Origin of the sequence: Microbacterium sp. NPDC089696, assembly GCF_044749125.1 — a bacterium.
GTDB lineage: Bacteria > Actinomycetota > Actinomycetes > Actinomycetales > Microbacteriaceae > Microbacterium.
In genome coordinates this window covers 199,369-224,807 of record NZ_JBIVHF010000002.1, presented here as the reverse complement: position 1 = coordinate 224,807, position 25,439 = coordinate 199,369, and the positions used below count along the sequence as shown (strand labels likewise).

The window sequence follows — 25,439 nt, the reverse complement described above, 5'->3', positions numbered from 1 at the left end:
TCTCGGGATCGGGATGATGGTGCGGATCATGCGGGAACTGCGGTGGGCGCTCACTCGGGGGCGCCGATGCCCTCCTTCCCCGAGACGCGGCTGTCGGCGAGCAGACGGATGACGCTCTCGTCGTCCTCCCACTCGCGGGCCCAGTGGATGCCGTCGGCGCCGGGCTCCGCGGTCGGGTCGACGTCGCCCACCTCGACCTCGGGGTGGCGGAGTCGGCGGGTGACGTCGACCTCGAACGGCTCGGACCGCGGATCCGGCGCGGCGCGAACGAGGAGCTGGGTGTACGGGTGCACCGGCACGGCGATGACCTCGTCGCTCGGTCCGCGTTCGACGACGCGCCCGTTGCGCATCACGACGATCCGGCTCGAGAAGTGTCGGGCGGTCGCGAGGTCGTGCGTGATGTACAGCACCGCGAGGTTGCGCTCGAGCTTGAGACGGTCCAGCAGCTCGAGGATCTCCATGCGGATGGAGACGTCCAGCATCGACACGGGCTCGTCCGCGATCAGCACCTCGGGCCGCGGGGCGAGGGCGCGGGCGATCGCGACGCGCTGACGCTGACCGCCGGACAGCTCGTGAGGGAACTTGTCGAGGTACTCGGGGGAGAGGTTGACCGAGTCCAGCAGGCGCTCCAGCTCGGCCTGCTCGTCCTTCGCGCCGCCGACGATGCGGTGCACGCGCAGCGGCCGCCGCAGGTGATGGCGCACCGTGCGCAGCGGGTTGAGCGAGGCGAACGGGTCCTGGAACACCATCTGCACCCGTGAGCGGTAGGCGCGGATGCCGTGCTGGCCGCGCGGCACCGTCTCGTCGTCGAGGCGCAGCTCGCCGGATGAGGGATCGGTGATCCGGAGGATCATCTTCGCCATGGTCGACTTGCCGCTGCCGGACTCGCCGACCAGCGCGACGGTCTCGCCGGGGCGCACCGTGAGCGAGACGCCGTCGACGGCGCGCAGCGTGGCACCGCGCCGGCCGAGGTGGTAGTCCTTCGTGAGGTTCACGGCGTGCAGCGTGGTCATCGTGCTCCCACTTCCTCGGAGGCGGTCTCGCCGTCCTCCGCGATGTAGCGACCGCCGCCCGCCGTGGGTCCGTCGCCGCGCAGGCTCGGGAACGACCGCAGCAGGTGACGGGTGTAGTCGTGCTCCGCATGGGCGAGCAGCTCGGCCGGCGCGTTCTCCTCGACCAGGCGGCCCTTGCGCATCACGCCGACGCGGTCGCTGATCTCCAGCAGCAGGCCGAGGTCGTGCGTGATGAACAGCACCGCGAAGCCGAAGTCATGGCGCAGCCGGGCGATCTCGTCGATGATGCTGCGCTGCACGATCACGTCGAGCGCCGTGGTGGGCTCGTCCATGATGATGACGCGCGGCTGGAGGGACAGCGCCATCGCGATCATGACGCGCTGGCGCATCCCGCCGCTGAGCTGATGCGGGTAGCTCGCCAGCCGGTCCGGATCGATGCCGACCGTGCGCAGCAGCTCACCGGCGCGATGGCGACGCTCCTCCCTGCTGAGGCGCAGGTCGTGGTCGATGAAGATGTCCTCGATCTGGTCGCCGATCGAGATGACCGGGTTCAGGGCGTTCATGGCCGACTGCAGCACCATGGCGATCTCCGACCAGCGGAACGCCTTGAGCTCGCGGTCGTCGAGGCCGAGGACGTCGATCTGCGCGCCGTCGCGACCCGTGTACACGATCTCGCCCCCGGTGATCACGGCGGGTGGACGCAGCAGCCGTGTCACGGCGTAGGCGAGCGTGGTCTTGCCGGAGCCGGACTCGCCCGCCAGCCCCACGATCTCCCCGCGGTGCAGGGTGAGGCTGACGTCGTCGACCGCGCGGAACGCGCCGTCGTGGGTCTGGTACTCGACAGAGAGGTTCGTGATCTGGAGCACGGCCTCGCCCGCGACGTAGACGCCGGTGTCGTCGAGGTCGCGGCGCGGCCGACGCAGGTTCAGCAGCGGCTGGCGCGGACGGCGGAACTGCGTCTTCGTGCCCGCTTTGGTGCCCAGACCGGCGGCGCGCAGCCGCGGGTTCACGAACTCGTCGATGCCGAAGTTGACGAGGGCCAGGGCGGTGCCGACGACGGCGATCGCGAGACCGGGCGGCACGAACCACCACCAGGCGCCGAACAGCAGCGCCGAGCTGTTCTGAGCCCAGTAGAGGATGCCGCCCCACGACCACTCGGTGACGTCGGTCATGCCGAGGAACGCGAGGCCCGCCTGCGTGAGGATGCCGCCGGTCACGGTCGCGAGGAACGACGAGGCGACGATCGCCAGCATGTTCGGGAGGATCTCGCTCCAGATGATCCGGAACGTGCGGTCGCCGGCCACGCGGGCCGCCTCCACGAAGTCGCGGTTGCGCAGCGACAGGGTCTGTGCGCGCAGCACCCGGGCGCCCCAGGCCCACCCCGTGATCGAGATGACGATGATGATGCCGATCGATCCGGTGCTCGGCAGGTAGCCGGCGAGGATCACCACGAGCGGCAGGCCGGGGATGACGAGGAAGATGTTCGACAGCACCGAGAGCAGCTCGTCGCCGATGCCGCCGACGTAGCCGGCCGTGAGGCCGACGATCAGCGACAGCGCCGTGGCGAAGAACGCCGATACGACGCCGACGAACAGCGAGATGCGGGTGCCGTGGACCATCTGCGCGAGCAGGTCCTGGCCGGTGTGCGTGGTGCCGAGCCAGTGCTCGGGCGACGGCGGCAGCAGCACCTCGGTGCTCACGGCGCTGGGGTCCGTCGTCACGACCATCGGGCCGAAGATCGCGACGAGAACGAACAGCAGGAAGACGCTGCCGCCGACGATGATCTTGCCCGAGCGGAGGCCGCGGAGCCAGTCGAGGTTGCGACCCTTCTTCGCCTCGGGCTTCGGGGCGGCGAGGGTGGCGGTGAGCGGCGTCGTCATCGGCGGGCCTCCTGTCGGGTGCGCGGATCGAGCATCACGTAGGCGAAGTCGGCCACGAGGTTCGCGACGAGCACGGTGATCGTGATGACGAGGAAGATGCCCTGCATGAGCGGGTAGTCCTGCTGCTGCACGGCCTGGAAGAGCGTGTAGCCCAGGCCCGGGTAGTTGAAGACGACCTCGGTGACGATCGAACCGCCGACGAGGAAGCCGAGTGACATCGCGAAGCTCGCGAGCGAGGGGAGCACGGCGTTGCGCCCGGCGTAGGTGCTCATGACGCGGCCGGTCCTGAGACCCTTGGCCTGCGCGAGCAGCACGTAGTCCTCGCTGAGGGTCGTCACCATCATGTTGCGCATGCCGAGCAGCCATCCGCCGATCGACGACACGACGATCGTGATCGCGGGCAGCAGGCCGTACGAGATCACACTGCCGATGAACTCGCCGGTGAACCCGGGCGTGAGCCCCGGCTGGTAGCCGCCGGACAGCGGGAACCACCGCAGCAGCACCGCGAAGACGTACACCATGATGAGGCCGAACCAGAAGTACGGGATCGAGGAGATGAAGGTCGTCGCCGGAACGAGACCGTCGAGCCACGATCCGCGGCGCCAGCCGACGAGCATGCCGAGTCCCACGCCGATCACGAAGCTGAGCACCGTGCAGATGCCGATCAGCGACAGCGTCCAGGGGAGGCCCTGCAGGATCAGCGTCGACACGGGCGCCGGGTAGGCGCTGATCGACACCCCCAGGTTGCCGGAGAAGATGTCGCCCCAGTACTGCCAGTACTGGGTCCACAGGTTGTCGTCGCCCTGCCCGAACAGCTGGCGCAGCGCGTACACCGCCTCGGGGCTCAGCTTTCCCTGGAACCGGGTCAGCATCCGTTCGATCGGGTCACCCGGCATCATCCGGGGCAGGAAGAAGTTGATCGTGATCGCGGCGAACGCCGTGATCACGTAGAACAGTCCTCGCCGCAGGAGCACTCTCATGCCACGGCCTCTCTCATCGCATCCATCTCTCTCACGTCAGAACGTCGAAACGATCTCGGTCTCGGGCCTCCAGGCGCCGGCGTCGAGGCCGCGCTGCAGGGCGTTGTCGAACACGTCGAGCGGGAGCCGCACCAGGCCGCGTCGCAGGCTCGACTCGTACGCGGCGAACACGATCTCCGCCGCGGCGAGCCCGTGCCGGGCGTCGAGCACGGGAGTCCGTCCGGTCTCGACCGCGTCCACGAGATCCGCGAGCGCGAGCGCCGTCTGCTCGATCACGGCCGGATCGACGCCGTGCAGGTCGATCCGGTGCTCGGCGGAGACGCTCTCGGCGATCACGCGCGTCTCGGCGCCGTCGACGTGGACGAGTGCGCGCCCTCCGAAGATCTCGACGCGACCGCGCGTGCCGGAGAGGACGATTCCGTTGTCGCCGAGCGGATGCAGCGACTCGTCGCGTCCGGTCGTGACGACGGCGTCGATCGCGGAGTCGAAGCGGACCTTCACGATGCTCGCGGTCTCGGTGAGCGCCCCGTAGACGCGTTTGCGGGCCGCGACGTCGATCTGGGCGAGCACGGACAGGGCGCGCGGATCGCCGAGGTGCAGGCGCAGCAGGTCGATCGTGTGGGAGCCCCAGTCGAAGAGGTTGGCGCAGAAGCCCTGGGCTCCGACGACGTCGCCGATGCCGCCGGCGGAGACGAGGTCGCGCACCGAGCGGTGCATGCGGTCGAAGCGGCGCTGGTGATTGATCGTGAGGACGACCCCGTGGCGCGCGGTCGTGTCGACGAGGTGCGTGGCGTCTCCGTAGGTGAGGGCCAGGGGCTTCTCGCAGTGGATCGCCCTCACCCCGTGCGCGACGGCCGCGTCGACGACGTCGCGGTGCGCCGCAGCGGGCGCGCAGATGCTGAGGAGGTCGATGCGCCCCTCGGCGAACACCTCGTCGGCGTTCGTGCAGGCCCGGGCGTCGACGGCCGCGGCGAGACGGGCGGCGGCCTCGGGCACGGGGTCCGCGACGGCGGCGATGCGCAGCCCCGGGAGACGACCCAGGCCGTGGGCGTGCACGGCACCCTGAGCACCTGCGCCGATCACGGCGGCGGTCGTGATCCGCCTCATCGTGATCCGCCGGAGCGGGGGGATGCGTGCACGTCGTCCTCTTCCTCGAGTCATTGCGGTAGTCCAAGCAGATACCACCAGACGCCAACGTAATACGCATCTAAGCTGAGTACAACCACTTACTGTCCATTAGAGACAACTGAGTGCGACATGCACCGCCGCCCGTCGAAGGAGAAATCCATGCTCATCAGCCAGGTCATCGGCCCTCGTCGATCCGAGATCGTCACCGCCCCCGATCCCGTGCCCGGCGCGTCGCAGGTCGTGATCGACGTGCTGGCGTGCGGAGTGTGCACGTCCGATCGCACCCCCTGGCGCGAGCACGGCTCCCGGGCGACGCCGGTGCGGCTCGGTCATGAGACGGTGGGCCGGATCAGTTCCGTGGGCGACGCCGCCGGACGCTGGAGCGTGGGGGAGGTCGTCACGGGTCTGGGCGGCGACGGGTTCGCGACCAGGGTCGCGCTGGATGCGGACTCGATCCTGCGGGTCCCCGCCGGCTTCGCGCCCGAGCACGTGATCGGCGAGCCGCTCGCCGACCTGGAGGAGGCGCTGTCCCGCAGCGGCATCCGACCGGGCGACCGGGTGGCCGTGGTGGGTCTCGGCTTCATGGGATTGGGCCTCATCCAGCTCGCGGCCGCCCGCCTCCCGGGGCTCCTCGTCGCGGTCGACCCGAATCCCGCGGCTCGCGCCCGCGCCCTCGCCCTCGGGGCGCACGAGGCGCATCACCCGGACGAACTGCCCGAGGAGTTCGTCGGGGCGTCGGGGCGACGAGAGCAGCGGATGGACGTCGTCGTCGAGGCGGCGGGGGCGACGCCGGCGCTGGCGACGGCCTCCGCGCTCGTGCGTCCGTACGGGACGGTCTGCGTCGTGGGGTACCACCACACGGGCGACGCCCCCATGGACATGGAGCTCTGGTACAAGGGGGCCACGATCGTGAACGGCTTCTCGCCCCAGCGCCCGCGCACTCTCCGGGCGATGGCGGACGGGCTGGCGATGATCGCCGACGGCCGTTTCAGCTATCGGCCGCTCGTCACGCACACCTTCGCGCTCGAGGACGTCGACCGCGCCTACGAGCTCATGGAGGAACGGCCGTCGGACTTCGTCAAGGGCGTCGTGGTGCTGCCCGACCGGGGGTGAGCCCGCGCCGAGTCCGGCATCTTGGTCACCGTTCGATCACGAGATGCAATACCAATGTTGACCACTTAGAGTCCGAGACAGTACATTTGAGCAACCGCCGGCACCCGACCGGCCGACAAGGAGGTCCTCCGTGCAGAAGCGCGTGTCCATCCCCCTCGCAGCGGTCAGCGTGCTCGCGCTCACCGCGAGCCTCGGCGCCTGCGCGAGCGGCGCCACATCCTCTCCCGACGAGATCGTCGTCCAGACCAACTGGACCTCCGGGCAGGCGCAGAACAAGCCGCTGTTCGACGCCTTCGAGGCGTTCACCGAGGAGACCGGCATCGAGGTCAAGGTCCTCGAGTCCGGCGACAACCTGAACCAGGTGTACGAGACCTCGCTCCTCGCCGGCGAAGAGGCGGACGTCCTGCTCGTCGGCCTGCTCGAGAAGCAGCTCGACTGGGCGGTCAACGGCGCCGTCGTCCCGGTGAACGACTACATCGAGGACTGGGGCATCGCCGATCGGATCCCCGACGACGCGCTCGTGGACTGGACGGATGCCGAGGGCAACGTGCGGGCGCTGCCGTACTCCGGCTTCACGTGGCCGTGGTGGTACAACACCGACCTGCTCGCGCAGGCCGGCGTGGATGCGGTTCCGACCACGACGGAGGAGCTCATCGCCGCGACCGACAAGCTGCGCGCGGCGGGCATCGCACCCGTCGTCCTCGGCGGCATGGACTGGTCCGGGCAGAAGATCTTCCTCCAGTTCCTCGAGATGTTCCTCACCACCGAGGAGGCCAAGACCGTCTACGCCGAGGGCGCGACGTGCGAGAACCCCGACGCCATGAAGGGCATCGAGCTGCTCGTCGAGCTGCGCGACGCCGGCGTGTTCGTCGACGGCGTCGAGGGCTACACGGCCGATCAGGCGCAGGCCGCGTACCTCGACGGGCAGGCGGCCATCGCGCCCCTCGGCTCCTGGGCGTACCCCGGGGCCTCGGACGAGCTCGCCGCCGCGACCGTCCTGGGCGGGCTCCCCGTCGCCGACGGAGCGGCGTTCGACAAGCCGCTCGCGTACCGCGGATCGACCTCGGCCGGCTGGTGGATCAGCCCCAACGGAGAGAAGAAGATCGACGCCGTCGAGCAGCTGATCTCGTACATGTACGACGACGCCGTGCTCAAGGCGATCCTCGACGAGGGCGGCGTGATCCCCGTGGCCGACTTCGGTGGCGACACCTCGGGCGTCTCGGCTCCGCTGCTGGCGCAGTCGCTGACGGATCTGCCCGACGCGGTCGACTTCCCGGTGATGCCCGACATCTACGTGCCGGCCGATGTCTCCAACCCGATGTACCGCGCGACCTCGATCGCGTTCACGCCCGGCACCGACGCCGCGACGATCTGCAAGACCGTCGACGACATCTACGCCGCCGCGAAGTAGCACCCTCCTGGGCGGTCCGGCCTCCGTGGCCGGACCGCCCGCACCGACCGCTGGAGCCCCCGCCATGACCGCACTCTCATCCGACGTCGTCACGCGACGACGAGCACAGCGACGACGACGAGGAGAGCTTCTCCAGTTGTCGGCCACGCTGCCCGCCCTGCTGTGGTTCCTCGTGTTCACGATCGGGCCGCTGGTCAGCCTCTTCTACTTCTCGACCGTCAACTGGCGCGGTCTCATCGCCCCGCGCACGCCGGCCGGGTTCGAGAACTTCGTGCGCCTCGTGAACGATCCGATCGTGTGGCTCGCGACCGGGAACACGATCCTCCAGCTCGTCGTGACGCTCCCGATCGTCGTGGTGGGCGCGTTCATGATCGCGTACTACCTCAACCTCAAGCCGCGCGGCCACAGGTTCGTCCGCGCCCTCATGTTCACGCCGGTGCTGCTGTCGGCCTCCGCGCTCGCGATGGTGTTCGTCGGCGTCTTCGCACCCCAGGGCATGATCAACGGCTTCCTCCGCGCGATCGGGCTCGAGCAGCTCGTGCGCCCCTGGCTCGCGAACGGCGACAGCGCGATGTGGGCCATCATCATCGTCACGATCTGGTGCAGCATGTCGGTCTCGGCGATCATGCTCGCCGCGCGGCTCAACTCGATCGACGCCTCGGTGTTCGAGGCGGCGGAGATCGACGGATGCGGTCATCTGCGTCGCATGTGGAGCATCGCCTGGCCCATGTGCCGCGAGTTCGTCGGCGTCGTCACGATGCTGCAGTTCCTGTGGACCCTGTTCTCCTCGGCCGCGGTCGTGCTGCTCCTCACCAAGGGCGGTCCGGGGAACGCCACCGCGACCCTGTCGTTCCTCGTGTACGACTTCGCCTTCAACCAGTCGAAGGTCGGGTACAGCCAGGCCGTCGCCGTGGTGCTGTTCGTCGTCGGCGTCGCCGGCATCCTCGTGATCCGCCGGGCCTTCCGGCAGAAGTACTGATGGGACCCCTCGCATGACCGCCGTCTCCGCCCCCGCCGCGCGCCGGGCCCCCGCATCCGCCGCTCGCACGCCGAGCCGACGTCGTGTCCGCTCCGGTGCCCTCGCCCGCACGGGGCCGTCGAAGTACCTCGCGCACGCAGGCGTGTGGCTGTACGTGCTGCTGCTCGCCGCGCCTCTGTACTACCTCGTCATCTCGGCGTTCAAGCACAACACCGACATCTTCACGCAGCCGTTCTCGCCCTTCACGCCGCTGACGCTCGACAACTTCGGGCTGGCGTTCTCGCAGGCGTCGCTGGGAACCGCGCTGCTGAACTCCGCGTACATCACGGTCGGCGCCGAGGTGCTGACTCTCGTGCTCGCGGTGCCGGCGGCGTTCGCACTGGCCAGGGGCAAGGGCGCGGTCGGCGTCATGGTCGAGCGGGTGTTCGCGCTCGGCTTCCTGATCCCCGGCTTCGCGGCGCTCGTGCCCACCGTGCTCCTGTCGATCTCGATCGGGCTGTTCCACACGCGCGAGTTCCTGATCCTCTTCCTCCCCGCCTCGGCCATGCCGCTCACCGTGATCCTGCTGACGCAGGCGATGCGGGCGGTACCGGCCGAGCTCGAGGAGTCCGCGCTGCTGGACGGCGCAGGACCGCTGCGGGTGCTGTGGTCGGTGTACGTGCCGCTCGCGGTGCCGACGCTCACGGTGGTGGCGATCCTCAACTTCCTCTCCTTCTGGAACGAGTACTTCTTCTCGCTCGTGATCATCGGCCCGGATGCCGCGCTGCGCACCGCGCAGGTGGCGCTGCCCACGTTGTCGATCGCGAACGCCGCGCAGTACGGTGTTCTCGCCGCCGGCATCCTCATCACCCTCGTGCCCGCGTACCTCGTGTACGCGGTGTTCGCCGAGAAGATGGAGAACGCGGTCCTCGCCGGAGCACTCAAGGGCTGATATGCGCATTCTCACCTCCCACCTCGGCTACGACGTCGGGGCGCCCAAGTCCGCGCTCGTGGAGCTGCCGGAGGCGGGGGCGACCCCGCACGTCGAGCTGCTGTCGCTCGACGACGGATCGCGCATCCGCCTGACCACGGCCGCGGCCACGGTCGTCGACGCCTGGCGTACGGGCGCTTACTGCCGCGTGCAGTTCGACGAGGTCGAGACGCCCGGCCGCTACGTGATCGCGGCGGCGGTCGACGAGGAGGTCGTGTCGTCGGAGCCGTTCGCGATCGGCGTCGAGCGCATCGCGGCCGGCACGCTGTCGGACGTGCTCTTCGCGTTCAAGGCCATGCGCTCGAGCGGGGAGATCGACCGCAAGGACGCCGCGGCCCGTCTCTACGGCGACGACTCGGGAGTCACGGTCGATGCGCGTGGCGGCTGGCTCGACGCGAGCGGCGACACCAGCAAGTTCCTCAGTCATCTCACCTACTCGCCGACCATGAGCCCGCAGCAGATCCCGCTCTGCGCCTGGGCGCTGCTCGAGACGCGCGACGCGCTGGAGCGACGGCATCCGCGGTTCCACCGTGCGCTCGGTGCGCGTCTGCGCGACGAGGCACTGCACGGCGCCGACTTCCTCGTGCGCTTCCGCACCCCGGACGGCGCCTTCTACAGCGGCATCTTCGACGCCCTCACGAAGCGCCTCGAGGAGCGGGTGATCACCGCGCCGCTGCCCGAATGCGTGCGCACCGACCGCTATCGGGCGTCGTACCGCGGCGGCGGCGGACTCGCGATCGCCGCTCTCGCCCGCGCCTCGCGCGAGAGCGTGCACGGCGACTTCACCGCGGAGGAGTACCTCGACGCGGCGATCGGCGGGTTCGACGACCTCGAAGCGCACAACGCGGAGTACCTGTTCGGACTCGACCTCGCGACCGGCGAGCTCACCGGGAGCAGCGAATCGATCGTCGACGACCACTGCGCGCTGCTCGCGGCGAGCGAGCTCGCGGTCGCCGCGCCCGACGGCGGCGCGCGGTTCGCCGAGGCGGCCGATCGACGTGCGGCGTCGCTGATCGCCCGCTACCGCACAGCCGACGACGGGCCCGGATGGTTCGAGGCGTGGGCCGACGGACGCCCCTACTTCTCGGCCGTCGAGGCGGGACTGCCCGTCGTGGCGCTGCTGCGCTACGCGGCTCTGCTGCCCGACGCCCTGCACGCACGGGCGGCGCGGGAGCTCGCGGTGCGCGTGCTGCGGGATGCCCTGGCCCGGACCGAGGCCGTCCCGAACCCGTTCGGCTATCCGCGTCAGCGCACGCAGCCGCGCGGAGGCGCCGTGCGGGACGCGTTCTTCTTCCCGCACGAGAACGACACCGGCTACTGGTGGCAGGGCGAGAACGCGAACATCGGCTCGCTCGCCGTCGCGGCGATGTCGGTCGCCGAGCTCGACGAGTGCGGCGAGGACCTCGCCATCGGGCTGCGTCGCTTCGCGGCCGACCAGGTGCACTGGGTGCTCGGGCGCAACCCCTTCGACGCGTGCATGCTGCAGGGGAGAGGGCGCAACAACGTCGAGTACACGCCCGACTTCCCGAACGTCCCCGGCGGGATCGTCAACGGGATCACGAGCCACCCCGACGACGAGTCCGGCATCGCGTTCCTCCTGCCCGACACCGCGGAGGGCCCGGATTCGTGGCGCTGGGCCGAGCAGTGGATCCCGCACTCCGCCTGGTTCCTGCTCGCGGTGAGCGCGATCTGACCGCGCGTCCGACCGCTCCGACGTCCGAGGCGTGCATCAGACTGGGCCCATGCCCAGCGACGCCGCCTCGACGCCCCTGACCCGTGAGAGCCTGACCCGCGAGGTCGCGCACGCGCTCGACGGCATCGGCGTCGGGTGGGCGGGCTGGCCCGCGGAGGCCCGGAACACGCAGCTCACGCCGCGCCACAGGCTCGCCGCCCTGCTGCTCGTCATGGATCAGAGTCCCGCTCTCGTCAACGGCTGGCCCTACGGCGGAGACGAGGACGCCATCGTCCGCACCTTCCCGCGCAAGAAGCTGCCCTGGGACGAGGCCTCCGCGGTGTTCGCACTCGAAGCCGCCCTCGCGATCGACTGCATGAACTACGTCTGCGGACCGGCGCTGCGGGGAGCGCAGGTGGCGATGGATGCCGGTGCCCGCGGCCCCGCGCTCTTCGACGTGCTCACGCGCTGTGCCGCGCACCTCACGGCACTCGGGCCGTACCGCTGGGGTGTCGACGCCGACCGGCGGCTCGCCGAGCGACTGCTCGCGGCGTTCATGCCGCCAGGACTGCTCGACCTCTCGGCGGTGCACGACGGCGACGGCTGGGCCGAGGCCGCCAGAGAGACCGCTCGCGCCACCCCGCTCGACGCCGCGGAGGCGATCGTGCGCACGCTCGCGGACCTCGGTCACAAGTCCCTCTCGCAGACGTGGCAGAAGCGCGTGCAGGCGGCGCTCGTCCTCGACGGCGCCCGCGAGCTCGTGGCGACCTGGCTGCGTATCGCGGCGGAGGTCGAGGAGGTGACCGACCCGCTCGACGGTCAGGTGCGGCTCTTCGTCGCCCCGAACGACGACGTCGTCCGCGCCGCGGCGCTCACCGCGCGCTGGCTCACCGAGGAAGAGGTGCCGGCGGCTCTGCTGGGCGTGCTCGTGCGGCGCGGTGCAGCGACCAGACCGCCCGGCACCGAGTCGCTGGCCCTGCGCGTCGCGTCCGCGTCGATCGACTCCCTCGTGGCTCGGGGCGGCGACGCAGACCGCGCCGAGCTGGGCAGGCTGCTCGAGGATCTCACGCGCCGCGACCTCGTGAAGAAGATCGGTGCGGCGCTCGGCGCCGAGGGCGCTGCCGTCGCGCGCGACCGCGACGCGCTGATCGCGAAGGAGAAGGCCCGTGTGGTCCGGGCGAAGTCGGACCCCGTTCCGCGCCTGCTCCGCGCGGATGTGGACCGCGAGCTCCGAGAGCATCTCGACGAGACCCTGCGCGGGCTCGGATTCCGGAAGGACGGGCGGACGTGGCGACGTGACCGCGGGGACCGCGTCGACGTCGTGAACTTCGGGTCGAGCGGGCCATGGATCGCCGTGCGGTACGGGGTGTACTGGCCGGCCCTGCATCCCGAGGGCGGACCCCGGCACGTCTACGACACTGCCCGCCTGACAGCCCACGACCTCGACGTCCTCGTCGTCGAGCAGAGCTGGGAGGCGGAGGAGGACGACCTCGTCGAGCTCGCGGTGCGGATGCGGCGGATGATCTCGCCGTTCCTCGACGCCTGCGGTTCCCGGCGCTTCCTCGTCGGGCTGTGGACGGCGGGCACCGGGATCCCGCTGAGCGCGCGCGGGTCGGGGGACCTGTTCCTCAACCGGAAGCCGTTCCCGCACGAGGTGGCCCTCGGTGCTCTCGCGCTCGCCGACGACGACCCCGCGGCGGCGCGCTGGTGGTTCGCCGAAGCCGCGCGGTCGATCGGGGAGCGCTCGAGCAGAGTCGGCGTCGAGGAACTGGCCTACTGGAACGCCCGTCTGCAGGAGCATCCGCTGCCGCCCGCCTGACGGCGATGCGTGCGCTCGCGACGCCTCAGGTCCGATTCGCGCGGTAGTAGCCCAACAGCGCCCTGGTCGACGGATCCTGCGCCGCGACGGCGTCCTCGTCCCCGCCGATGGCCGGGGCGATCTGCATCGCGAGCTGCTTGCCGAGTTCCACGCCCCACTGGTCGAAGGAGTTGATGCCCCAGATCGTGCCCTGCGTGAACGTGATGTGCTCGTAGAGCGCGATGAGCTGACCGAGGACCTGCGGGGTGAGCGCGGGGGCGAAGATCGACGTCGTCGGACGGTTCCCGGCGAAGGTCCGCGCCGCCACGAGCGCGCCGGTCGTCCCCTCGGCCTCGACCTCGGCGGCCGTCTTGCCGAACGCGAGCGCCTTGGTCTGTGCGAGGAAGTTCGCGAGGAACAGCTCGTGCACGTCCTGGCCGTCGTCGGTGAGGGGATACGCGGGGTTCACGAACGCGATGAAGTCCGCCGGGATGAGTCGAGTGCCCTGGTGGATGAGCTGGTAGAACGCGTGCTGGCCGTTCGTGCCGGGCTCGCCCCAGAAGACCTCGCCGGTGTCGGTCGTGACCGGCGAGCCGTCCCAGCGGACCGACTTGCCGTTGGACTCCATCGTGAGCTGCTGCAGGTACGCGGGGAACCGGCTCAGCTGCTGCGCGTAGGGGAGCACCGCGTGCGACTGGGCGCCGAAGAAGTTGACGTACCAGACGTTGAGGAGACCCATCAGGACGGGGACGTTCCGCTCGAGCGGCGTCGTGCGCACGTGCTCGTCGACCACGTGGAACCCGGCGAGCAGGTCGCGGAACACGTCCGGGCCGAGGGCGATCGCGAGCGAGAGGCCGATCGCGGAGTCGACCGAGTACCGGCCGCCCACCCAGTCCCAGAATCCGAAGGCGTTGACGGGGTCGATGCCGAACGCGGCGACCTTGTCGAGCGCGGTGGACACGGCGACGAAATGGTGCGCCACGGCGTCCGTCCGCGAGTCCTCGGAACCGTCGATCGCTCCGGATGCCGCGAGCCCGGCCCACAGCCAGTCGCGCGCGAGTCGCGCGTTCGTGAGGGTCTCGAGGGTCGTGAACGTCTTCGACGCGACGATGAACAGCGTGGTCTCGGGGTCGAGGTCGGCCGTCTTCTGCGCGAGGTCGGTCGGGTCGATGTTCGACACGAACCGCGCCTCGATGCCCGCGTCCGCATACGGCTTGAGCGCCTCGTAGACCATGACGGGGCCGAGGTCGGAGCCGCCGATGCCGATGTTGACGACGTGCGTGACCTTCTTGCCCGTCACTCCGAGCCAGTCACTGCCGCGCACGCGGTCCGCGAAGGCCGAGAGGGCGTCGAGCACCGACTGCACGTCGGCGTCCACGTCCTGCCCGTCGACGACGAGCGCGGGGGAGGAGCCGGCCGGGCGGCGCAGGGCGGTGTGCAGCACCGCGCGGTCCTCGGTCGTGTTCAGATGCGCGCCCGAGAGCATGGCCGAGAACCGCTCGGCGACGCCGGTCTGCTCGGCCAGACGCAGGAGCGCGGCGAGGACCTCGTCGGTCACGAGGTTCTTCGACAGGTCGACGTGCAGGTCGGCGAGCGGGAACGCGAAGCGCTCGGCGCGGCCGGGATCGTCTGCGAACCACGCCCGCAGGTCGGGGGCGAGCCCCTCGTGGAGTCCGGTGAGCTCGGACCAGGCGGACGTGTGCGTCGGATCGACAGGGGCGGTCATGGCTCCACGCTACTCCCGCCCCGGCGCTGCCGGACGACGCATGACGACCGCGCGGATCCCCCTAGGATGACGAGGATGCCCGAGGAGACCGCCGACGCCGCTGCCGCAGACGCGGCCGTCGCCCCGGGGCGTGCCGAGCGGCATCTCACGCGGACCCCGGCGCTCGTCGGCGTGATGCTGCTCGTTGCGGCCGCGGGGTGGACGCTGGCGGCCGACGACCTCGGATTCCCGGGCTTTCTCCTGATGATCCTCGGCGGCTGGTGTCTCGGGTTCGCCTTCGTCAACACGGTGTTCGCGATGCAGCCCGTGCGTCTCGGCGTGATGCTCCACATCGGGGTCGCCGTCGCGCTCGGCCTCGCGATGTACGCGATGATCGAGCACGGCTCCCGGCTCGTCGACGGCCTCCCCGAACAGGCGCGCGCGCCGATCCTCGTGCTGCAGATCGCCGCAGGACCCGCCGCCGGGTGGATCTGGCTCGGGCTGCTGTCGCGCCTCGCGGACGTGTTCACACGCCGCGATCGCGCGCGGAGGCCGACCCCGACCACGCCGACGTGGGAGCGCGAGCCGGACGGCGACGGCTCCGGCGTGAGGTTCTCCGCGCTCCCTCTGCGGATGTCGACGATCACCCGCGCGACGGTGGTGATGGTCGTCGTCCTCGGCGCCGCGGGTGTCGCGCTCCTGATCGCTCTCGACGACCTCGTGATGCGTCTCGGTGCACGTGTGGCGATCATCGCCCTCGGCATCCTGATCGCGTTCCCCGCCTACCTCGGCGTGCTCGCCGTGGTCCGACGCCGGACGCTCCGTTGCACACTCGCGTTCGGCAACGACGAGGTCCGCGTCGTCGCGGGTGCACGGACCCACGTCATCCCCTTCCGGGAGCTGGATGCCCTGGTCTGGCGTCGCGGCACGGACTATGCGCGTGTCGAGGTGCGTGGCGACGGCGTCGACCTCTCGCTCGTCGTGGGGCTCGCGAAGCCCGCTCGCGGGCGCACGCCGGAGCTGCCGGAGCTGCCGCGCCGCGTGTTCCGGCGCCTGGAGCTCGCAGGCATGTCGGTCGAGAGGTCGCGCCGCGACGAGATCGTGACGTTCCGCCGCGCGTCGTGACCTCTCCTGCGTGCGGAATCCAGGCCGGAGGGATACCTTTTCACTCATGGGAAGACTGCGTTACGACGGCACCTCCGAGCCGATCCACATCGATGACGAGACCTTGGCGGTGCTGAAGGTCATCATCGGCACGAAGCTGCGCCGCCAGGAGAGCTTCATGATGACGTGGCGCACGATCGAGGGCGGCGACCCCGAGCGGATCACCGTGTGGGTGCACCCGGCGATCCCCCTGCAGTTCCTCTTCTCCTCCTCCGATGCGCAGCACGTCGAGAAGAAGCGCGTCGAGGACATGATGCACTCGCTCAACGCCACCGGGGAGCTCGTGATCGACGAGCTCGCGCGCGTGGAGTCGACGGGCCAGGACACCGCCTGACCCGTCGCGCCTCCTCGCGGGACTACTCGGCCGGGTACTTCTCGGCGCGCAGCGCGCGGGCGAGGTGCGCCGCGTTCCGCGCCGCGGTCGCCGTGGCGGAGGCGACCTTCTCGGGCGTCTCGGGGAGGTCCTTGTAGTCCACGGTCTGCATGGCCTCGCCGTTCCAGTAGACGGAGCCCTGCGCCGCGACCGTGTAGCCGACGTCGTTCAGCGACTGGAAGAGGATGCCGGCGATGTGATGCGCTCCGTCCTCGTTGCCGACGATCCCCGCGATCGCGACCTTGTCGAACAGGATCGGGCGACCCTCGTCGTCCGTCTCCGACAGCTCCGCGTCCAGGCGCTCGAGCACGCGCTGCGCGACGCTCGAGTGCTGGCCCATCCACGTGGGGGTGACGAGGACGAGGATGTCGGCGTCGCGCACCTTGCGTCGGATGACCGGCCATTCGTCGTCGCCGCCCATGTCGGCCTCCACCCCGGGGCTCAGATCGTGGTCGACGGCGCGGACGAGCTCGCCGCTCACGCCGTGTCGCCCGAGGGCCGTGAGGATCTGCGACGACAGCAGATCGGAGCTCGACACGTCGGGCGAGGGCTTGAGGGTGCAGGAGATGGCGATGGCAGTCGGTTGTGCGCTCATGCACGGCACGAAACCACTCCGCGGCTCGGGGCCCAAGGGGCTTTCGTGTACGGCGTCGCTGCGCTAACGGCCGCGCGGCGAGAGCGGCGCGCGGACGACGGTATCCTGGATGACGGCCGCTACGACAGGAGACCCCGTGATCCTCAGCTTCATCTTCTTCATGATCCTCTTCCTCGGAGGCATCTACCTGATGGGTCTCGCTCAGTCGCTCGAGGACTTCCAGGCGATCGTCTTCACCGGAGGACTCCTCATCACGATGCTGTCGCTGGCGTTCATGATGCGTCAGGGAGGCACGGCCACCCGTCGCTCGAACAACTGGTCGGGCAACGCGACCGAGTAGTCGCCGCAGCGCGCGTCCCGGCGCTCAGCCCCTGGTCGAGAGACGCGCCTCCAGGTTCGCCTTCACGGCGGGCCACTCCGGCTCGATGATCGAGTACTCGACGCTGTCGCGGAGCGCGCCGTTGCGGTAACGGCTCATGGCGCGCATCACACCGTCCTGCTTGGCGCCGAGGCGCTCGATAGCGGCCCGGGACTGGAAGTTCACCCACTGCGTCGTGAGTCCGACCCGGAAGACGCCCAGCTGCTCGAACGCGTGCTGGAGCAGGAGCAGCTTGGACTCGGCGTTCGTGCCCGTCCCGTGGGCCGAGGGGCGGTTCCACGTGTACCCGATGTGGAGTCGCGGCACCTCCGCGACGATGTCGTAGTACGACGTGAGGCCGAGGGTGCGCCCCGCCGCGTCGAACGCGGTGAACGGGATCATCTCATCCGTCTCGATCAGGGCGAGTCGACGGTCGATCTCGGCGGCGAGCCCCTCGGGGGAGGGCACCGACGTGTACCAGGCGCGCTTCCAGAGGTCGCCCTCCGTCAGCGCCTCGAGCAGACCGTCGTGGTGCGAGCGCTCGAGCGGACGCAGTTCGACCAGACGGCCGGTGAGGGTGAGCGGGGCGGGGCGGGTGCGGAACGTCATATCGACATCCAAGCAGCGTGGCTCGGGCCGGGCTCACGCCGACACGGCTCGATGCGCCCATTGCCCGGCGCCCATGCGCGCGTCGACATAGGTCGCGTCGCCCAGGCGGCGGAGCAGCCGTCGATAGGCGAGGACGAGGTCGACCGCCACGCCGAGGTCGAACGCCATGCTCGCCGGGTGGCCGTCGCGGAGGGCCTCCGCCTCGGCGTAGGCCTCCGGTGCGATGAGCAGGCGCGCGGCCCACTCGTCGGCGCGCAGCTCCTGCCGTGCACGGATCGCCGGGTCGACGGTGGGCTCGTGGCCCAGGACGGCGTGTCCGAGTTCGTGGGCGATGATGCTGCGCGTGGTTCGTGCGCTCTGGCCCGGGGCGACGCGGATGGTGGAGGTCTCGGGGCGATAGCCGCCGCGGGAGGGGCCGGGCTGCTCGATCAGGCGGAGCCCGTGCTCGTCGAGGAGCCGGAGGAGCTGGTCCATGTCGGCCTCCCGGGCGGTGATCGTCTACGGGTAGAGATCGTCCGTGTCGTCGCCGTGCGGGACGGACGAGTCGAAGGCGACCTCGGATCCATCATGGCGTCGGGTGGGGACATCGACGCGGGGCGTCAGCGCGGTGACCGGCGCGAGATGCCCGTCCTCCGCGCGCAGGCGCTCCTCGGCGCGGCTGAGCACGAGATGCGGAGCGATCCCAAGGGTCGCGCTCACGGCGTACACGATCGGGATCGGGATGGCGCGCCTGCCGGTGACGTAGTTGTCGAGAGCGCTGCGGGCGATCCCGATCTGACGGGCCATCGCGGCGATGCTGCTCCCCGCGGCGGCGATCTCGCCGCGTAGCTGTCGTCCGACCGCCGCGTTGAACTGTTCGCCCTGTGTCTTCACGCGAGTCACGATAGCACCGCGCCAGGGCCAGGATGCCGTCATATTGGCGCATCGGGGACTTGAGTACTCTCGCGCGGGGCGTTAGCGTCGTCGTGTGACGACAGAAGTGGGACGTCTGGTGGCAGGCGCGATCGGTTCCGCACTCCGACAGCGAGAGCGGGACGTGCGATGGCTGTCGGCTCGGTCGGGGATCGAGCTGGGGACTCTCGAGCGCGTACTCGCGGGCGAGCGCGACGTGACGGTGATCGAGCTCGCGGACATCGCACGGGCGCTCGGGGTGCCCGTCGCGCGGCTCACGCCGTGACACCCCGAGCGCCGCTGTCCGCGCTAGCGTGGGGAGCATGAAGACCATCCCCTTCGGAGCCACCACCGCCCCCGCCGTCGTCGCCGGGATGATGCGCATCGACGACAAGGACGACGCCCACATCCGCGAGCTCTACGACGCGGCGCGCACGGCGGGCATCGACTTCTTCGACCACGCCGACATCTACGGCGGGCGCATGCACTTCTGCGAGGAGCGCTTCGCCGCCGCGCTCGACCTCTCCGTGTCCGAGCGCGACGAGATCGTGATCCAGACCAAGTGCGGCATCGTTCCTGCGCAGGGCATGTTCGACTTCTCCTACGACCACATCATGCGCCAGGTCGAGGGGTCGCTCACCGCGCTGCGCACCGACCGCATCGACGTGCTCCTGCTGCACCGCCCGGACGCGCTGGTCGAGCCCGAGGAAGTGGCCCGTGCGTTCGACGAGCTCGAGGCGTCGGGCAAGGTGCGCGCCTTCGGGGTGTCGAACCACACGCCGCGGCAGATCGACCTGCTGCGCACCGCCGTGCGTCAGCCGCTCGTCGCCAATCAGCTGCAGCTGTCGATCACGCACGCGCCGATCATCGCCCAGCCCGTCGCGGCGAACATGATGGGCGAGGGGCAGAGCGTCGTCCGGGACGGCGGCGGCATCGTGGAGTACTGCCGCATCAACGGGATCACGGTGCAGGCCTGGTCGCCGTTCCAGGGCGGATTCTTCACCGGGGTGTTCCTCGGCAATCCCGAGTACGCCGAGCTCAACGCCGTGATCGATCGTCTCGCCGCCGCCCATGACGTGACGCCGATCGCCATCGCGACCGCCTGGATCACGCGGCACCCCGCCCACATGCAGGTCGTCCTGGGGACCACGACCCCCCAGCGCGTGCGGGATGCCGCGGTCGGCGCCGATCTCGAGCTCAGCCGCGCCGAGTGGTACGAGCTGTTCCGCGCGGCGGGACACCTCCTGCCGTAGCGCGCCGTCGTCTACCCTGAACACATGCCGTTCCTCTTCTCGCTCCTCGTCATCGCGCTGATGGTCGGCGCGCTGGTCGACATCATCCGGCGCGACGACGCCCAGGTGCGGTTCCTGCCGAAGATGGCCTGGATCATCATCGTGATCCTCCTGCCGCTGATCGGCAGCCTGCTCTGGTTCGCGATCGGACGCGAGTACTCCGAGGCCGGGCTGCGCATCCCGAGGATGCGCGCCGCGTCGCCGACCGCGCCGACGGCGGATCCGCGTCCTGTCCGCCCCGTCGACGCGCGCTCCACGGAGGAGCAGATCGCGGACCTCGACCGGGAGATCGAGGAGTGGCGGCTGCGCGCGGAGATCGAGAAGCGTCGTCGCGAGAACGGCGAGTCCCCGGAGACCCCGGCCCTCTAGCCCGCGCGGTCGAACGACTCGCGGATCGCGCCCTCGAGAGTCGGGTGGGAGAACGCGAACCCGGCGGCCTCGAGCTTCTCGGGCAGCACCCAGCGGCTCTTGAGCACCAGCTCGGTCTCGGTGCGGATGCCGATCGCGCCGAGTTCCAGCATCCAGCGGGGAAGAGGCGGGCCGATGCGCACGCCGAGGACGCGTCGCACCGTGCTCATGAACGCGGTGTTGTCCACCGGATTCGGCGACGACGCGTTCACGGCGCCGTCGAGCGACGGCGTGCGCTCCAGGAAGTCGATGACGCGCGCGACGTCCTCGACGTGGATCCAGCTGAAGCGCTGAGCGCCGCGCCGGGCGGCGAACTCGTGCCCCGTGCCCGCGGCGCGGCGTGCGCGGCTGATCGGCCACCTGCCGTCGTGCGCGGCTCCTCCGAGCCCCCGCCGCGCGAGGCCGCGGAGCGGGCCGAGGACGCCGCCGTGGCCGAGCACGATCGCGCTGCGCAGGGCGACGCGGCGGGTGCTCGGGAGGTCGTCGGCGAACAGCGCCTGCTCCCAGGCGGTCGCGACGTCGACCGAGAAACCCCGACCGATCTCGCCGGTCGACTCCGTCATCGGGCGGTCCTCGGCGTGCCGGTAGATCGTGGCGGTCGACGAGTTCACCCACAGCGCGGGCGGCGTCTCCGCGCGCGCGATCGCGGTGCTCAGCGACGCCGTCGTCTCCAGGCGCGACCGGAAGATCTCCGCCCTGTTCTCGGGGGTGTACCGGCAGTTGACGCTCTTGCCGGCGAGTCCGATCACGAGGGAGGCTCCGTCGACCGCGCGGCCGATCGCCTCCTGGTCCCCCCAGGCGATGTCGGCACCGGAGCGCGAGATCGTGACGACCTCGCGCCCGGCCGCCCGGTATCGCGGGGCGAGGTACTGTCCCATGAAACCGGTCGAGCCGCCGATCACGACGCGTCCGGCGTGCCCGTCGACGGGGGAGGAGGGGGTGCTCACGGGTGCTCGCTCTCGATCGTGTACTCGAAGAATCCGGTGTACTCGTAGACGCGGCCGAGGAGCGGTGCGTCGATGGTCATCGCGACGTGGTGCCGCTCGCGCTCCTCGTCCCATCGTTCGACGAGGGCGATGGTCGGACGCAGGAACCCCGGGGTCGAGAGCCGGAGGGGCCCGAGACGCAGACCCACGCGGCGGATGCTCAGCACCACGGCTCCGTCGCGCACGCCGATGTCGAAGGTCGTGACGACGGTCCCGCGGTGGCCGATCTCGTTGCGCAGGACGCCTCCGGGGCCGAGCGCCACGACGTCGGGCATGACCCAGGTGCGTCCGGGCAGCTCGAACCAGCGCGCCGCGACCGCGCAGCCGCCGACGGTCCTGTTCTCGATCCGGAAGGGCACGTCGCGCTCCCAGCCCGCGAACGCGACCCCCGCGGCCTCCGCGATCCGGAACAGCGGGTGGAGCCAGCGGTGACGGGACCCCGCGGTCGTGAACACGCCCCGGCCGACGCCGACGCTCCCCGCGGGGATCGTGCGGAAGTACCAGGCGGTCTGGGGGTGCAGATCGTCGATGCGGGGACCGAGCGCCCGCTCGTACGGCGAGGTCATCGTGAGCGCCGGCTCAGGGCTCGCGCAGCCGGACCAGACGCTCGTGCCCGGTCTCCTCGAGCTCGGCGATGTCGCCGCGCGACTTGAGGAAGTCCGAGAACGACCGGAACCCGAGCGCCTTCTCGCTGAACGACGGATCCATGCGGCGCATGTGCGTCTTCACGGCCGAGCTGTGGAGCCACTCGTCGGCATCCGCCTTGTCATGGCCGAGCCGCAGCGCACGCTGGAGCAGCTCGGTGGCCTCGTCCTTCTCCTCGACCTTCGCGGGGGCGGCCTTGGCCCTCCCGTTCTTGGCCGGCGGGCGGGACTTCGCCTTCGCCGCGGGCTCGGCCGCCGGCTCGGCGACCGTCTCGGGGAGCTCGACCGCCGCGGGCGGGGCGGCCTTCGTCGGGCGCACGACGCCCGGCAGCGAGTCGTACGCCTCGAACTCGTCGCATGCGGCGGCGAGGGACTTCGCGGTGGAGCCGGCGACGCCGACGCCGATCACGTACCGGCCGAGGCGCTTGCACCGCTGCGCGAGCGGCACGTAGTCGCTGTCGCCGGCGACGATCACGACGTGCGTGAGGTCGGGCAGCCGGAACATGTCCTCCACGGCGTCCACCGCGAGCCGGATGTCCGCGCCGTTCTTGGCGTAGGCCGCGGCGGGGAAGAGCTGCACGAGGTCGACCGCGCGTGCGACGAGCTGCGAGCGGTACTCCGCGTTCACGGGCGACGACCAGTCGGCGTAGGCGCGCGTGAGCACGAGCGTGCCGAACGAGGAGGCGTAGTCGATGATCGCGCCGACCTCGATCATGGCGCGTGCGAGCCGGTCGGCGACTTCGGGGTCGTCCGGGTTCTCGGCGATGCGCTGGCGGTCCTTCCCGTACGCGTTGCGTCCGTGCACGCGGTCGTACCAGGAGATGACGATGTTGTCGAAGTCCAGGTACACCGCCACACGGGCGTCGGTCGCCTCAGCCATTGCTGGCCCCTTCCCTCGGGTAGCGCACTCCGATCTGCGCGCGGATCTCGTCGAGCGTCCCCATGATCGCCACGCTCTCGGAGAGCGGGAGGACGTCTCCTTCGAGGAGGCCGTCGCGCACCAGGCGCTCCGCCGCCATGGCCTGGTACTCCATGCCGCGCCCGGCGACGTCGGAGGCGTACTCCTCGGCGATCGTGCCGTCCGCAAGGACGACGCGGAACGTCGTGGGCATGTACCAGACACGGTCGATGTCGATGCGGGCGTCGGTGCCGATGACGCTCGCGACGTCGGGTCCGGCCGCACGCGACGAGGACAGGCTCGTGGAGATCGCGCCGCCCTCGTGCGTCATGATCGTCGCGACCTCGGAGTCGGCGCCGGTCTCGATCAGCCGGGCGACGGCCGTGACGGTCCGCGGTGCGCCGAGGACGTCCCAGATGAACGAGATCGGGTAGATGCCGAGGTCGAGCAGGGCTCCACCGCCGAGCTCGAGCGCGTTCAGGCGGTGCTCGGGGTCGGCGGAGATCTTCTGCGTGTGATCGGCGGTCACGGCGCGGATCTCGCCGAGCGTGCCGGCGGCGATGATCTCGCGGATGCGCACCATGTGCGGCAGGTAGCGCGTCCACATCGCCTCCATCGCGAGCAGTCCGCGCTCGGAGGCGATGCGCTGCAGGTCCTCGGCCTCGGCGCGGTTGAGCGTGAACGCCTTCTCGACGAGCACGTGCTTGCCGGCCTCGAGGGCGAGCTTCGCGTTCTCGTGGTGCATCGGGTGCGGCGTCGAGACGTAGACGATGTCGACGTCGGGGTCCGCCACGAGGGCCTCGTAGGAGGCGTGCGCGTGGGGGATGTCGAATCTCGCGGCGAACGCGTCGGCAGACTCCTGCGAGCGCGAGCCCACGGCGACGAGGTCGAGGCCCGCCGTGCGCAGATCGGAGGCGAACGTGTCGGCGATGAAGCCGGTGGCGAGGATTCCCCAACGAAGACCAGTCATGATCTCAGCGTAGAGGGTGATCGCGAGTCGTCGGATGTGTCCGCGTCTTGCGGCCCGTGTCCTCGTGTTGCATCCCGTTTCGCTCGGCTTCCCGGCGGTGGCCGTCGTCGCGGGACCGCTCCTAGCGTCGGCATCATGAGCGAACCCCTGATCGTCGGCGCCATGGTGCGCACCCTCGGCGCGTATCCCTCCGGCTGGCGCCAGCCGGGCGCGCACCGCACACCCGCGACGGACGCCGACATCCTGCGCCGAGTCGCCCGTGCCGGCGAGGAGGCCGGACTCGACTACCTGTTCTTCGGCGACTGGCTCGCGACCGGACCCGACCTCGAGTTCCGCGACCCCTACCTGCTCGCTCGCATCGATCCCGTGAGCGCCGTGCTCTACCTCGCCGGCCTCACCTCGCGCATCGGGCTGATCGCGACGGTCAACACGACCTACGCGGATCCCTATGCCACGGCGCGCTCCCTCGCCTCCCTCGACGTGCTCACGGGCGGACGGGCGGGGATCAACCTCGTCACGGGCGCCGAGCCCCGCGCCGCCGGCAATCACGGTCGCGACGCGCACGCCGACAACGAGAACCGGTACGACAGGGCCGAGGAGTTCGTCTCCGCGCTCTCGGGGCTGTGGGACTCGTGGAGCGAGGACGCGTGGATCGCGGACGCCGAGCGCGGCGTGCTGATCGATCCGACGGGGCTGCGTCCGACCGACCTCCGCGGCGCGCACGTCCGCGTCACCGGTCCGCTCAACGTCGCACGTCCGCCGCAGGGGCGCATCCCGATCGTGCACGCCGGGACGTCGCCGCGGTCCCGGGCGCTCGCCGCGGCCGAGGCCGACCTCGCGCTGATCGCGGCCCCGACGATCGACGAGGCGGTCGCCGCGCGTCGCGTGCTGCGAGACCTCGCGGCGCAGGCGGGGCGCGCCCCCGGGGACGTGCGTGTGATCGCCCCGGTGCTGCCGGTCGTGGCGGAGACCGTCGACGCGGCGCACCGCATCGTCGAGCGACTCCTCGCGCTGGTGCCCCTGGCCGACGACGCCCACAAGGACAGGACCTCCTTCCCGGCGAACCGGTCGGTCGACGCCCTCGCCGACGTGCTCGGCGTCGATCCCGAGGACCCGCTGCGCGCGGCGACCTTCGACGACGCCGTGACGCGTGCCGACGTCACACGGCTGGGCTCGGGAGGCGCCGCGCTCGTCGAGCGCCTCGCCGTGATCGCCGGACTCCGGGTGGGAGCGACGTTGACCTGGCGCCACCTCGTCGCCGCGAACGCCGTTCCCGGCGCCTTCGTGGTCGGCGACGCCGCGACAGTGGCCGACCACTTCGAGACCTGGCGCGACGAGGGCGCCGTCGACGGCTTCAACGTCCTCTCGGCGTTCCAGCCCGCCCAGTTCGAGGCGTTCGCGGGTCTCGCCGCACCCGAGCTGCGCCGACGGGGCCTGCTGCGTCGCCTCGACGACGCGGACCGTCCGACCCTGCGCGACCGGGTGTCCGGGTTGCGCCCCGTGACCCGACATGACGCCGTATGACAGGTCGCGTCAGCGCGTGACGTCCCGGTCGCACGCCCCCGACGCCGTCCCTAGCGTGACCTCTACCCGCCCGCACAC

The 25,439-nt window shown here is 70.7% G+C and carries 26 protein-coding genes; 13 read left to right on the top strand and 13 right to left on the bottom strand.

The window, feature by feature from the left end; all coding sequences use genetic code 11:
* Nucleotides 1–50 precede the first annotated feature (50 nt).
* The 4 genes from ACIPY8_RS11385 to ACIPY8_RS11370 are packed head-to-tail and all read right to left on the bottom strand — an operon-like array spanning nucleotide 51 to nucleotide 4,980.
* Nucleotides 51–1,013, bottom strand: a complete 963-nt coding sequence (locus ACIPY8_RS11385; protein ID WP_400818112.1) for an ABC transporter ATP-binding protein — start codon at nucleotides 1,011–1,013, stop codon at nucleotides 51–53.
* Nucleotides 1,010–2,893: a dipeptide/oligopeptide/nickel ABC transporter permease/ATP-binding protein gene (locus tag ACIPY8_RS11380; protein ID WP_400818110.1), complete on the bottom strand. Its 1,884-nt coding sequence runs from the start codon at nucleotides 2,891–2,893 to the stop codon at nucleotides 1,010–1,012. Before ACIPY8_RS11380 ends, ACIPY8_RS11385 begins: the two co-directional genes overlap by 4 nt.
* Nucleotides 2,890–3,873, bottom strand: coding sequence for an ABC transporter permease (locus tag ACIPY8_RS11375; RefSeq protein ID WP_400818109.1), 984 nt, complete (start codon nucleotides 3,871–3,873; stop codon nucleotides 2,890–2,892). The genes ACIPY8_RS11380 and ACIPY8_RS11375 overlap by 4 nt, the downstream gene beginning before the upstream one ends.
* 36 nt (nucleotides 3,874–3,909) lie before the next feature.
* On the bottom strand, nucleotides 3,910–4,980 hold the full coding sequence (locus ACIPY8_RS11370) for a Gfo/Idh/MocA family protein (protein WP_400818107.1): 1,071 nt from the start codon (nucleotides 4,978–4,980) through the stop codon (nucleotides 3,910–3,912).
* 180 nt (nucleotides 4,981–5,160) lie between these two features.
* Here ACIPY8_RS11370 and ACIPY8_RS11365 point away from each other — a divergent pair, with 180 nt between their 5' ends.
* The 6 genes from ACIPY8_RS11365 to ACIPY8_RS11340 all read left to right on the top strand — a co-directional run bounded on the left by ACIPY8_RS11365 (nucleotide 5,161) and on the right by ACIPY8_RS11340 (nucleotide 12,965).
* Nucleotides 5,161–6,114: a zinc-binding dehydrogenase gene (locus ACIPY8_RS11365; protein WP_400818105.1), complete on the top strand. Its 954-nt coding sequence runs from the start codon at nucleotides 5,161–5,163 to the stop codon at nucleotides 6,112–6,114.
* Nucleotides 6,115–6,244: 130 nt separating this feature from the next.
* A complete protein-coding gene (locus ACIPY8_RS11360) occupies nucleotides 6,245–7,525 on the top strand; it encodes an ABC transporter substrate-binding protein (protein WP_400818103.1) in 1,281 nt (426 codons plus the stop codon).
* A 64-nt stretch (nucleotides 7,526–7,589) separates the two neighbouring features.
* A complete protein-coding gene (locus ACIPY8_RS11355; protein WP_400818102.1) occupies nucleotides 7,590–8,504 on the top strand; it encodes a carbohydrate ABC transporter permease in 915 nt (304 codons plus the stop codon).
* Between the two features lie 13 nt (nucleotides 8,505–8,517).
* Nucleotides 8,518–9,435: a carbohydrate ABC transporter permease gene (locus ACIPY8_RS11350; protein ID WP_400818100.1), complete on the top strand. Its 918-nt coding sequence runs from the start codon at nucleotides 8,518–8,520 to the stop codon at nucleotides 9,433–9,435.
* 1 nt (nucleotide 9,436) lies between these two features.
* Nucleotides 9,437–11,167: a glycoside hydrolase family 9 protein gene (locus ACIPY8_RS11345; protein WP_400818098.1), complete on the top strand. Its 1,731-nt coding sequence runs from the start codon at nucleotides 9,437–9,439 to the stop codon at nucleotides 11,165–11,167.
* Nucleotides 11,168–11,216: 49 nt separating this feature from the next.
* The gene (locus tag ACIPY8_RS11340) at nucleotides 11,217–12,965 is read left to right on the top strand and encodes a DUF4304 domain-containing protein (protein ID WP_400818096.1); all 1,749 of its coding nucleotides are present in this window, start codon (nucleotides 11,217–11,219) and stop codon (nucleotides 12,963–12,965) included.
* Between the two features lie 25 nt (nucleotides 12,966–12,990).
* Here ACIPY8_RS11340 and pgi read toward each other — a convergent pair whose 3' ends face one another.
* Nucleotides 12,991–14,670, bottom strand: a complete 1,680-nt coding sequence (gene pgi, locus ACIPY8_RS11335; RefSeq protein WP_400818095.1) for a glucose-6-phosphate isomerase — start codon at nucleotides 14,668–14,670, stop codon at nucleotides 12,991–12,993.
* Nucleotides 14,671–14,745: 75 nt separating this feature from the next.
* Here pgi and ACIPY8_RS11330 point away from each other — a divergent pair, with 75 nt between their 5' ends.
* Both ACIPY8_RS11330 and ACIPY8_RS11325 read left to right on the top strand, forming a co-directional pair.
* On the top strand, nucleotides 14,746–15,774 hold the full coding sequence (locus ACIPY8_RS11330; protein ID WP_400818094.1) for a hypothetical protein: 1,029 nt from the start codon (nucleotides 14,746–14,748) through the stop codon (nucleotides 15,772–15,774).
* Nucleotides 15,775–15,820: 46 nt separating this feature from the next.
* The gene (locus tag ACIPY8_RS11325; protein WP_400818093.1) at nucleotides 15,821–16,147 is read left to right on the top strand and encodes a hypothetical protein; all 327 of its coding nucleotides are present in this window, start codon (nucleotides 15,821–15,823) and stop codon (nucleotides 16,145–16,147) included.
* Between the two features lie 22 nt (nucleotides 16,148–16,169).
* On the opposite strand, the gene ACIPY8_RS11320 is transcribed toward ACIPY8_RS11325, so the two are convergent.
* Nucleotides 16,170–16,781, bottom strand: coding sequence for a flavodoxin family protein (locus ACIPY8_RS11320; protein WP_400818091.1), 612 nt, complete (start codon nucleotides 16,779–16,781; stop codon nucleotides 16,170–16,172).
* A gap of 136 nt (nucleotides 16,782–16,917) precedes the next feature.
* Between ACIPY8_RS11320 and ACIPY8_RS11315 the strand changes: the two genes are divergently transcribed.
* Entirely contained in the window at nucleotides 16,918–17,121 is a 204-nt protein-coding gene (locus tag ACIPY8_RS11315; RefSeq protein ID WP_050722708.1) for a hypothetical protein, read from the top strand.
* 24 nt (nucleotides 17,122–17,145) lie between these two features.
* On the opposite strand, the gene ACIPY8_RS11310 is transcribed toward ACIPY8_RS11315, so the two are convergent.
* Genes ACIPY8_RS11310 through ACIPY8_RS11300 form a run of 3 tightly spaced genes read right to left on the bottom strand, consistent with a single transcriptional unit; the run spans nucleotide 17,146 to nucleotide 18,621 of the window.
* Entirely contained in the window at nucleotides 17,146–17,748 is a 603-nt protein-coding gene (locus ACIPY8_RS11310) for a GNAT family N-acetyltransferase (protein ID WP_400818089.1), read from the bottom strand.
* A 33-nt stretch (nucleotides 17,749–17,781) separates the two neighbouring features.
* The gene (locus ACIPY8_RS11305; RefSeq protein ID WP_400818088.1) at nucleotides 17,782–18,222 is read right to left on the bottom strand and encodes an ImmA/IrrE family metallo-endopeptidase; all 441 of its coding nucleotides are present in this window, start codon (nucleotides 18,220–18,222) and stop codon (nucleotides 17,782–17,784) included.
* A gap of 24 nt (nucleotides 18,223–18,246) precedes the next feature.
* The gene (locus ACIPY8_RS11300) at nucleotides 18,247–18,621 is read right to left on the bottom strand and encodes a helix-turn-helix domain-containing protein (RefSeq protein ID WP_400818086.1); all 375 of its coding nucleotides are present in this window, start codon (nucleotides 18,619–18,621) and stop codon (nucleotides 18,247–18,249) included.
* 94 nt (nucleotides 18,622–18,715) lie between these two features.
* Here ACIPY8_RS11300 and ACIPY8_RS11295 point away from each other — a divergent pair, with 94 nt between their 5' ends.
* Genes ACIPY8_RS11295 through ACIPY8_RS11285 form a run of 3 tightly spaced genes read left to right on the top strand, consistent with a single transcriptional unit; the run spans nucleotide 18,716 to nucleotide 20,300 of the window.
* Nucleotides 18,716–18,925: a hypothetical protein gene (locus ACIPY8_RS11295; protein ID WP_400818084.1), complete on the top strand. Its 210-nt coding sequence runs from the start codon at nucleotides 18,716–18,718 to the stop codon at nucleotides 18,923–18,925.
* Nucleotides 18,926–18,962: 37 nt separating this feature from the next.
* Nucleotides 18,963–19,892 (top strand): aldo/keto reductase family oxidoreductase, encoded by a 930-nt coding sequence (locus ACIPY8_RS11290; protein WP_400818082.1) that lies wholly within the window; start codon nucleotides 18,963–18,965, stop codon nucleotides 19,890–19,892.
* Between the two features lie 24 nt (nucleotides 19,893–19,916).
* The gene (locus tag ACIPY8_RS11285; protein ID WP_400818080.1) at nucleotides 19,917–20,300 is read left to right on the top strand and encodes a PLDc N-terminal domain-containing protein; all 384 of its coding nucleotides are present in this window, start codon (nucleotides 19,917–19,919) and stop codon (nucleotides 20,298–20,300) included.
* Here the strand turns inward: ACIPY8_RS11285 and ACIPY8_RS11280 are convergent.
* The 4 genes from ACIPY8_RS11280 to ACIPY8_RS11265 all read right to left on the bottom strand — a co-directional run bounded on the left by ACIPY8_RS11280 (nucleotide 20,297) and on the right by ACIPY8_RS11265 (nucleotide 23,837).
* Entirely contained in the window at nucleotides 20,297–21,217 is a 921-nt protein-coding gene (locus ACIPY8_RS11280; RefSeq protein ID WP_400820327.1) for an epimerase, read from the bottom strand. The two genes, ACIPY8_RS11285 and ACIPY8_RS11280, sit on opposite strands and share 4 nt — an antisense overlap.
* 65 nt (nucleotides 21,218–21,282) lie before the next feature.
* Nucleotides 21,283–21,891 (bottom strand): DUF4166 domain-containing protein, encoded by a 609-nt coding sequence (locus tag ACIPY8_RS11275; RefSeq protein ID WP_400818078.1) that lies wholly within the window; start codon nucleotides 21,889–21,891, stop codon nucleotides 21,283–21,285.
* A gap of 13 nt (nucleotides 21,892–21,904) precedes the next feature.
* Nucleotides 21,905–22,849: an NYN domain-containing protein gene (locus ACIPY8_RS11270; RefSeq protein WP_400818075.1), complete on the bottom strand. Its 945-nt coding sequence runs from the start codon at nucleotides 22,847–22,849 to the stop codon at nucleotides 21,905–21,907.
* Nucleotides 22,842–23,837, bottom strand: coding sequence for a Gfo/Idh/MocA family protein (locus ACIPY8_RS11265; RefSeq protein ID WP_400818073.1), 996 nt, complete (start codon nucleotides 23,835–23,837; stop codon nucleotides 22,842–22,844). Before ACIPY8_RS11265 ends, ACIPY8_RS11270 begins: the two co-directional genes overlap by 8 nt.
* A 135-nt stretch (nucleotides 23,838–23,972) precedes the next feature.
* On the opposite strand from ACIPY8_RS11265, the gene ACIPY8_RS11260 reads away from it, so the two are divergent.
* Nucleotides 23,973–25,361, top strand: coding sequence for an NtaA/DmoA family FMN-dependent monooxygenase (locus tag ACIPY8_RS11260; RefSeq protein ID WP_400818071.1), 1,389 nt, complete (start codon nucleotides 23,973–23,975; stop codon nucleotides 25,359–25,361).
* The last annotated feature ends 78 nt before the right edge of the window (nucleotides 25,362–25,439 follow it).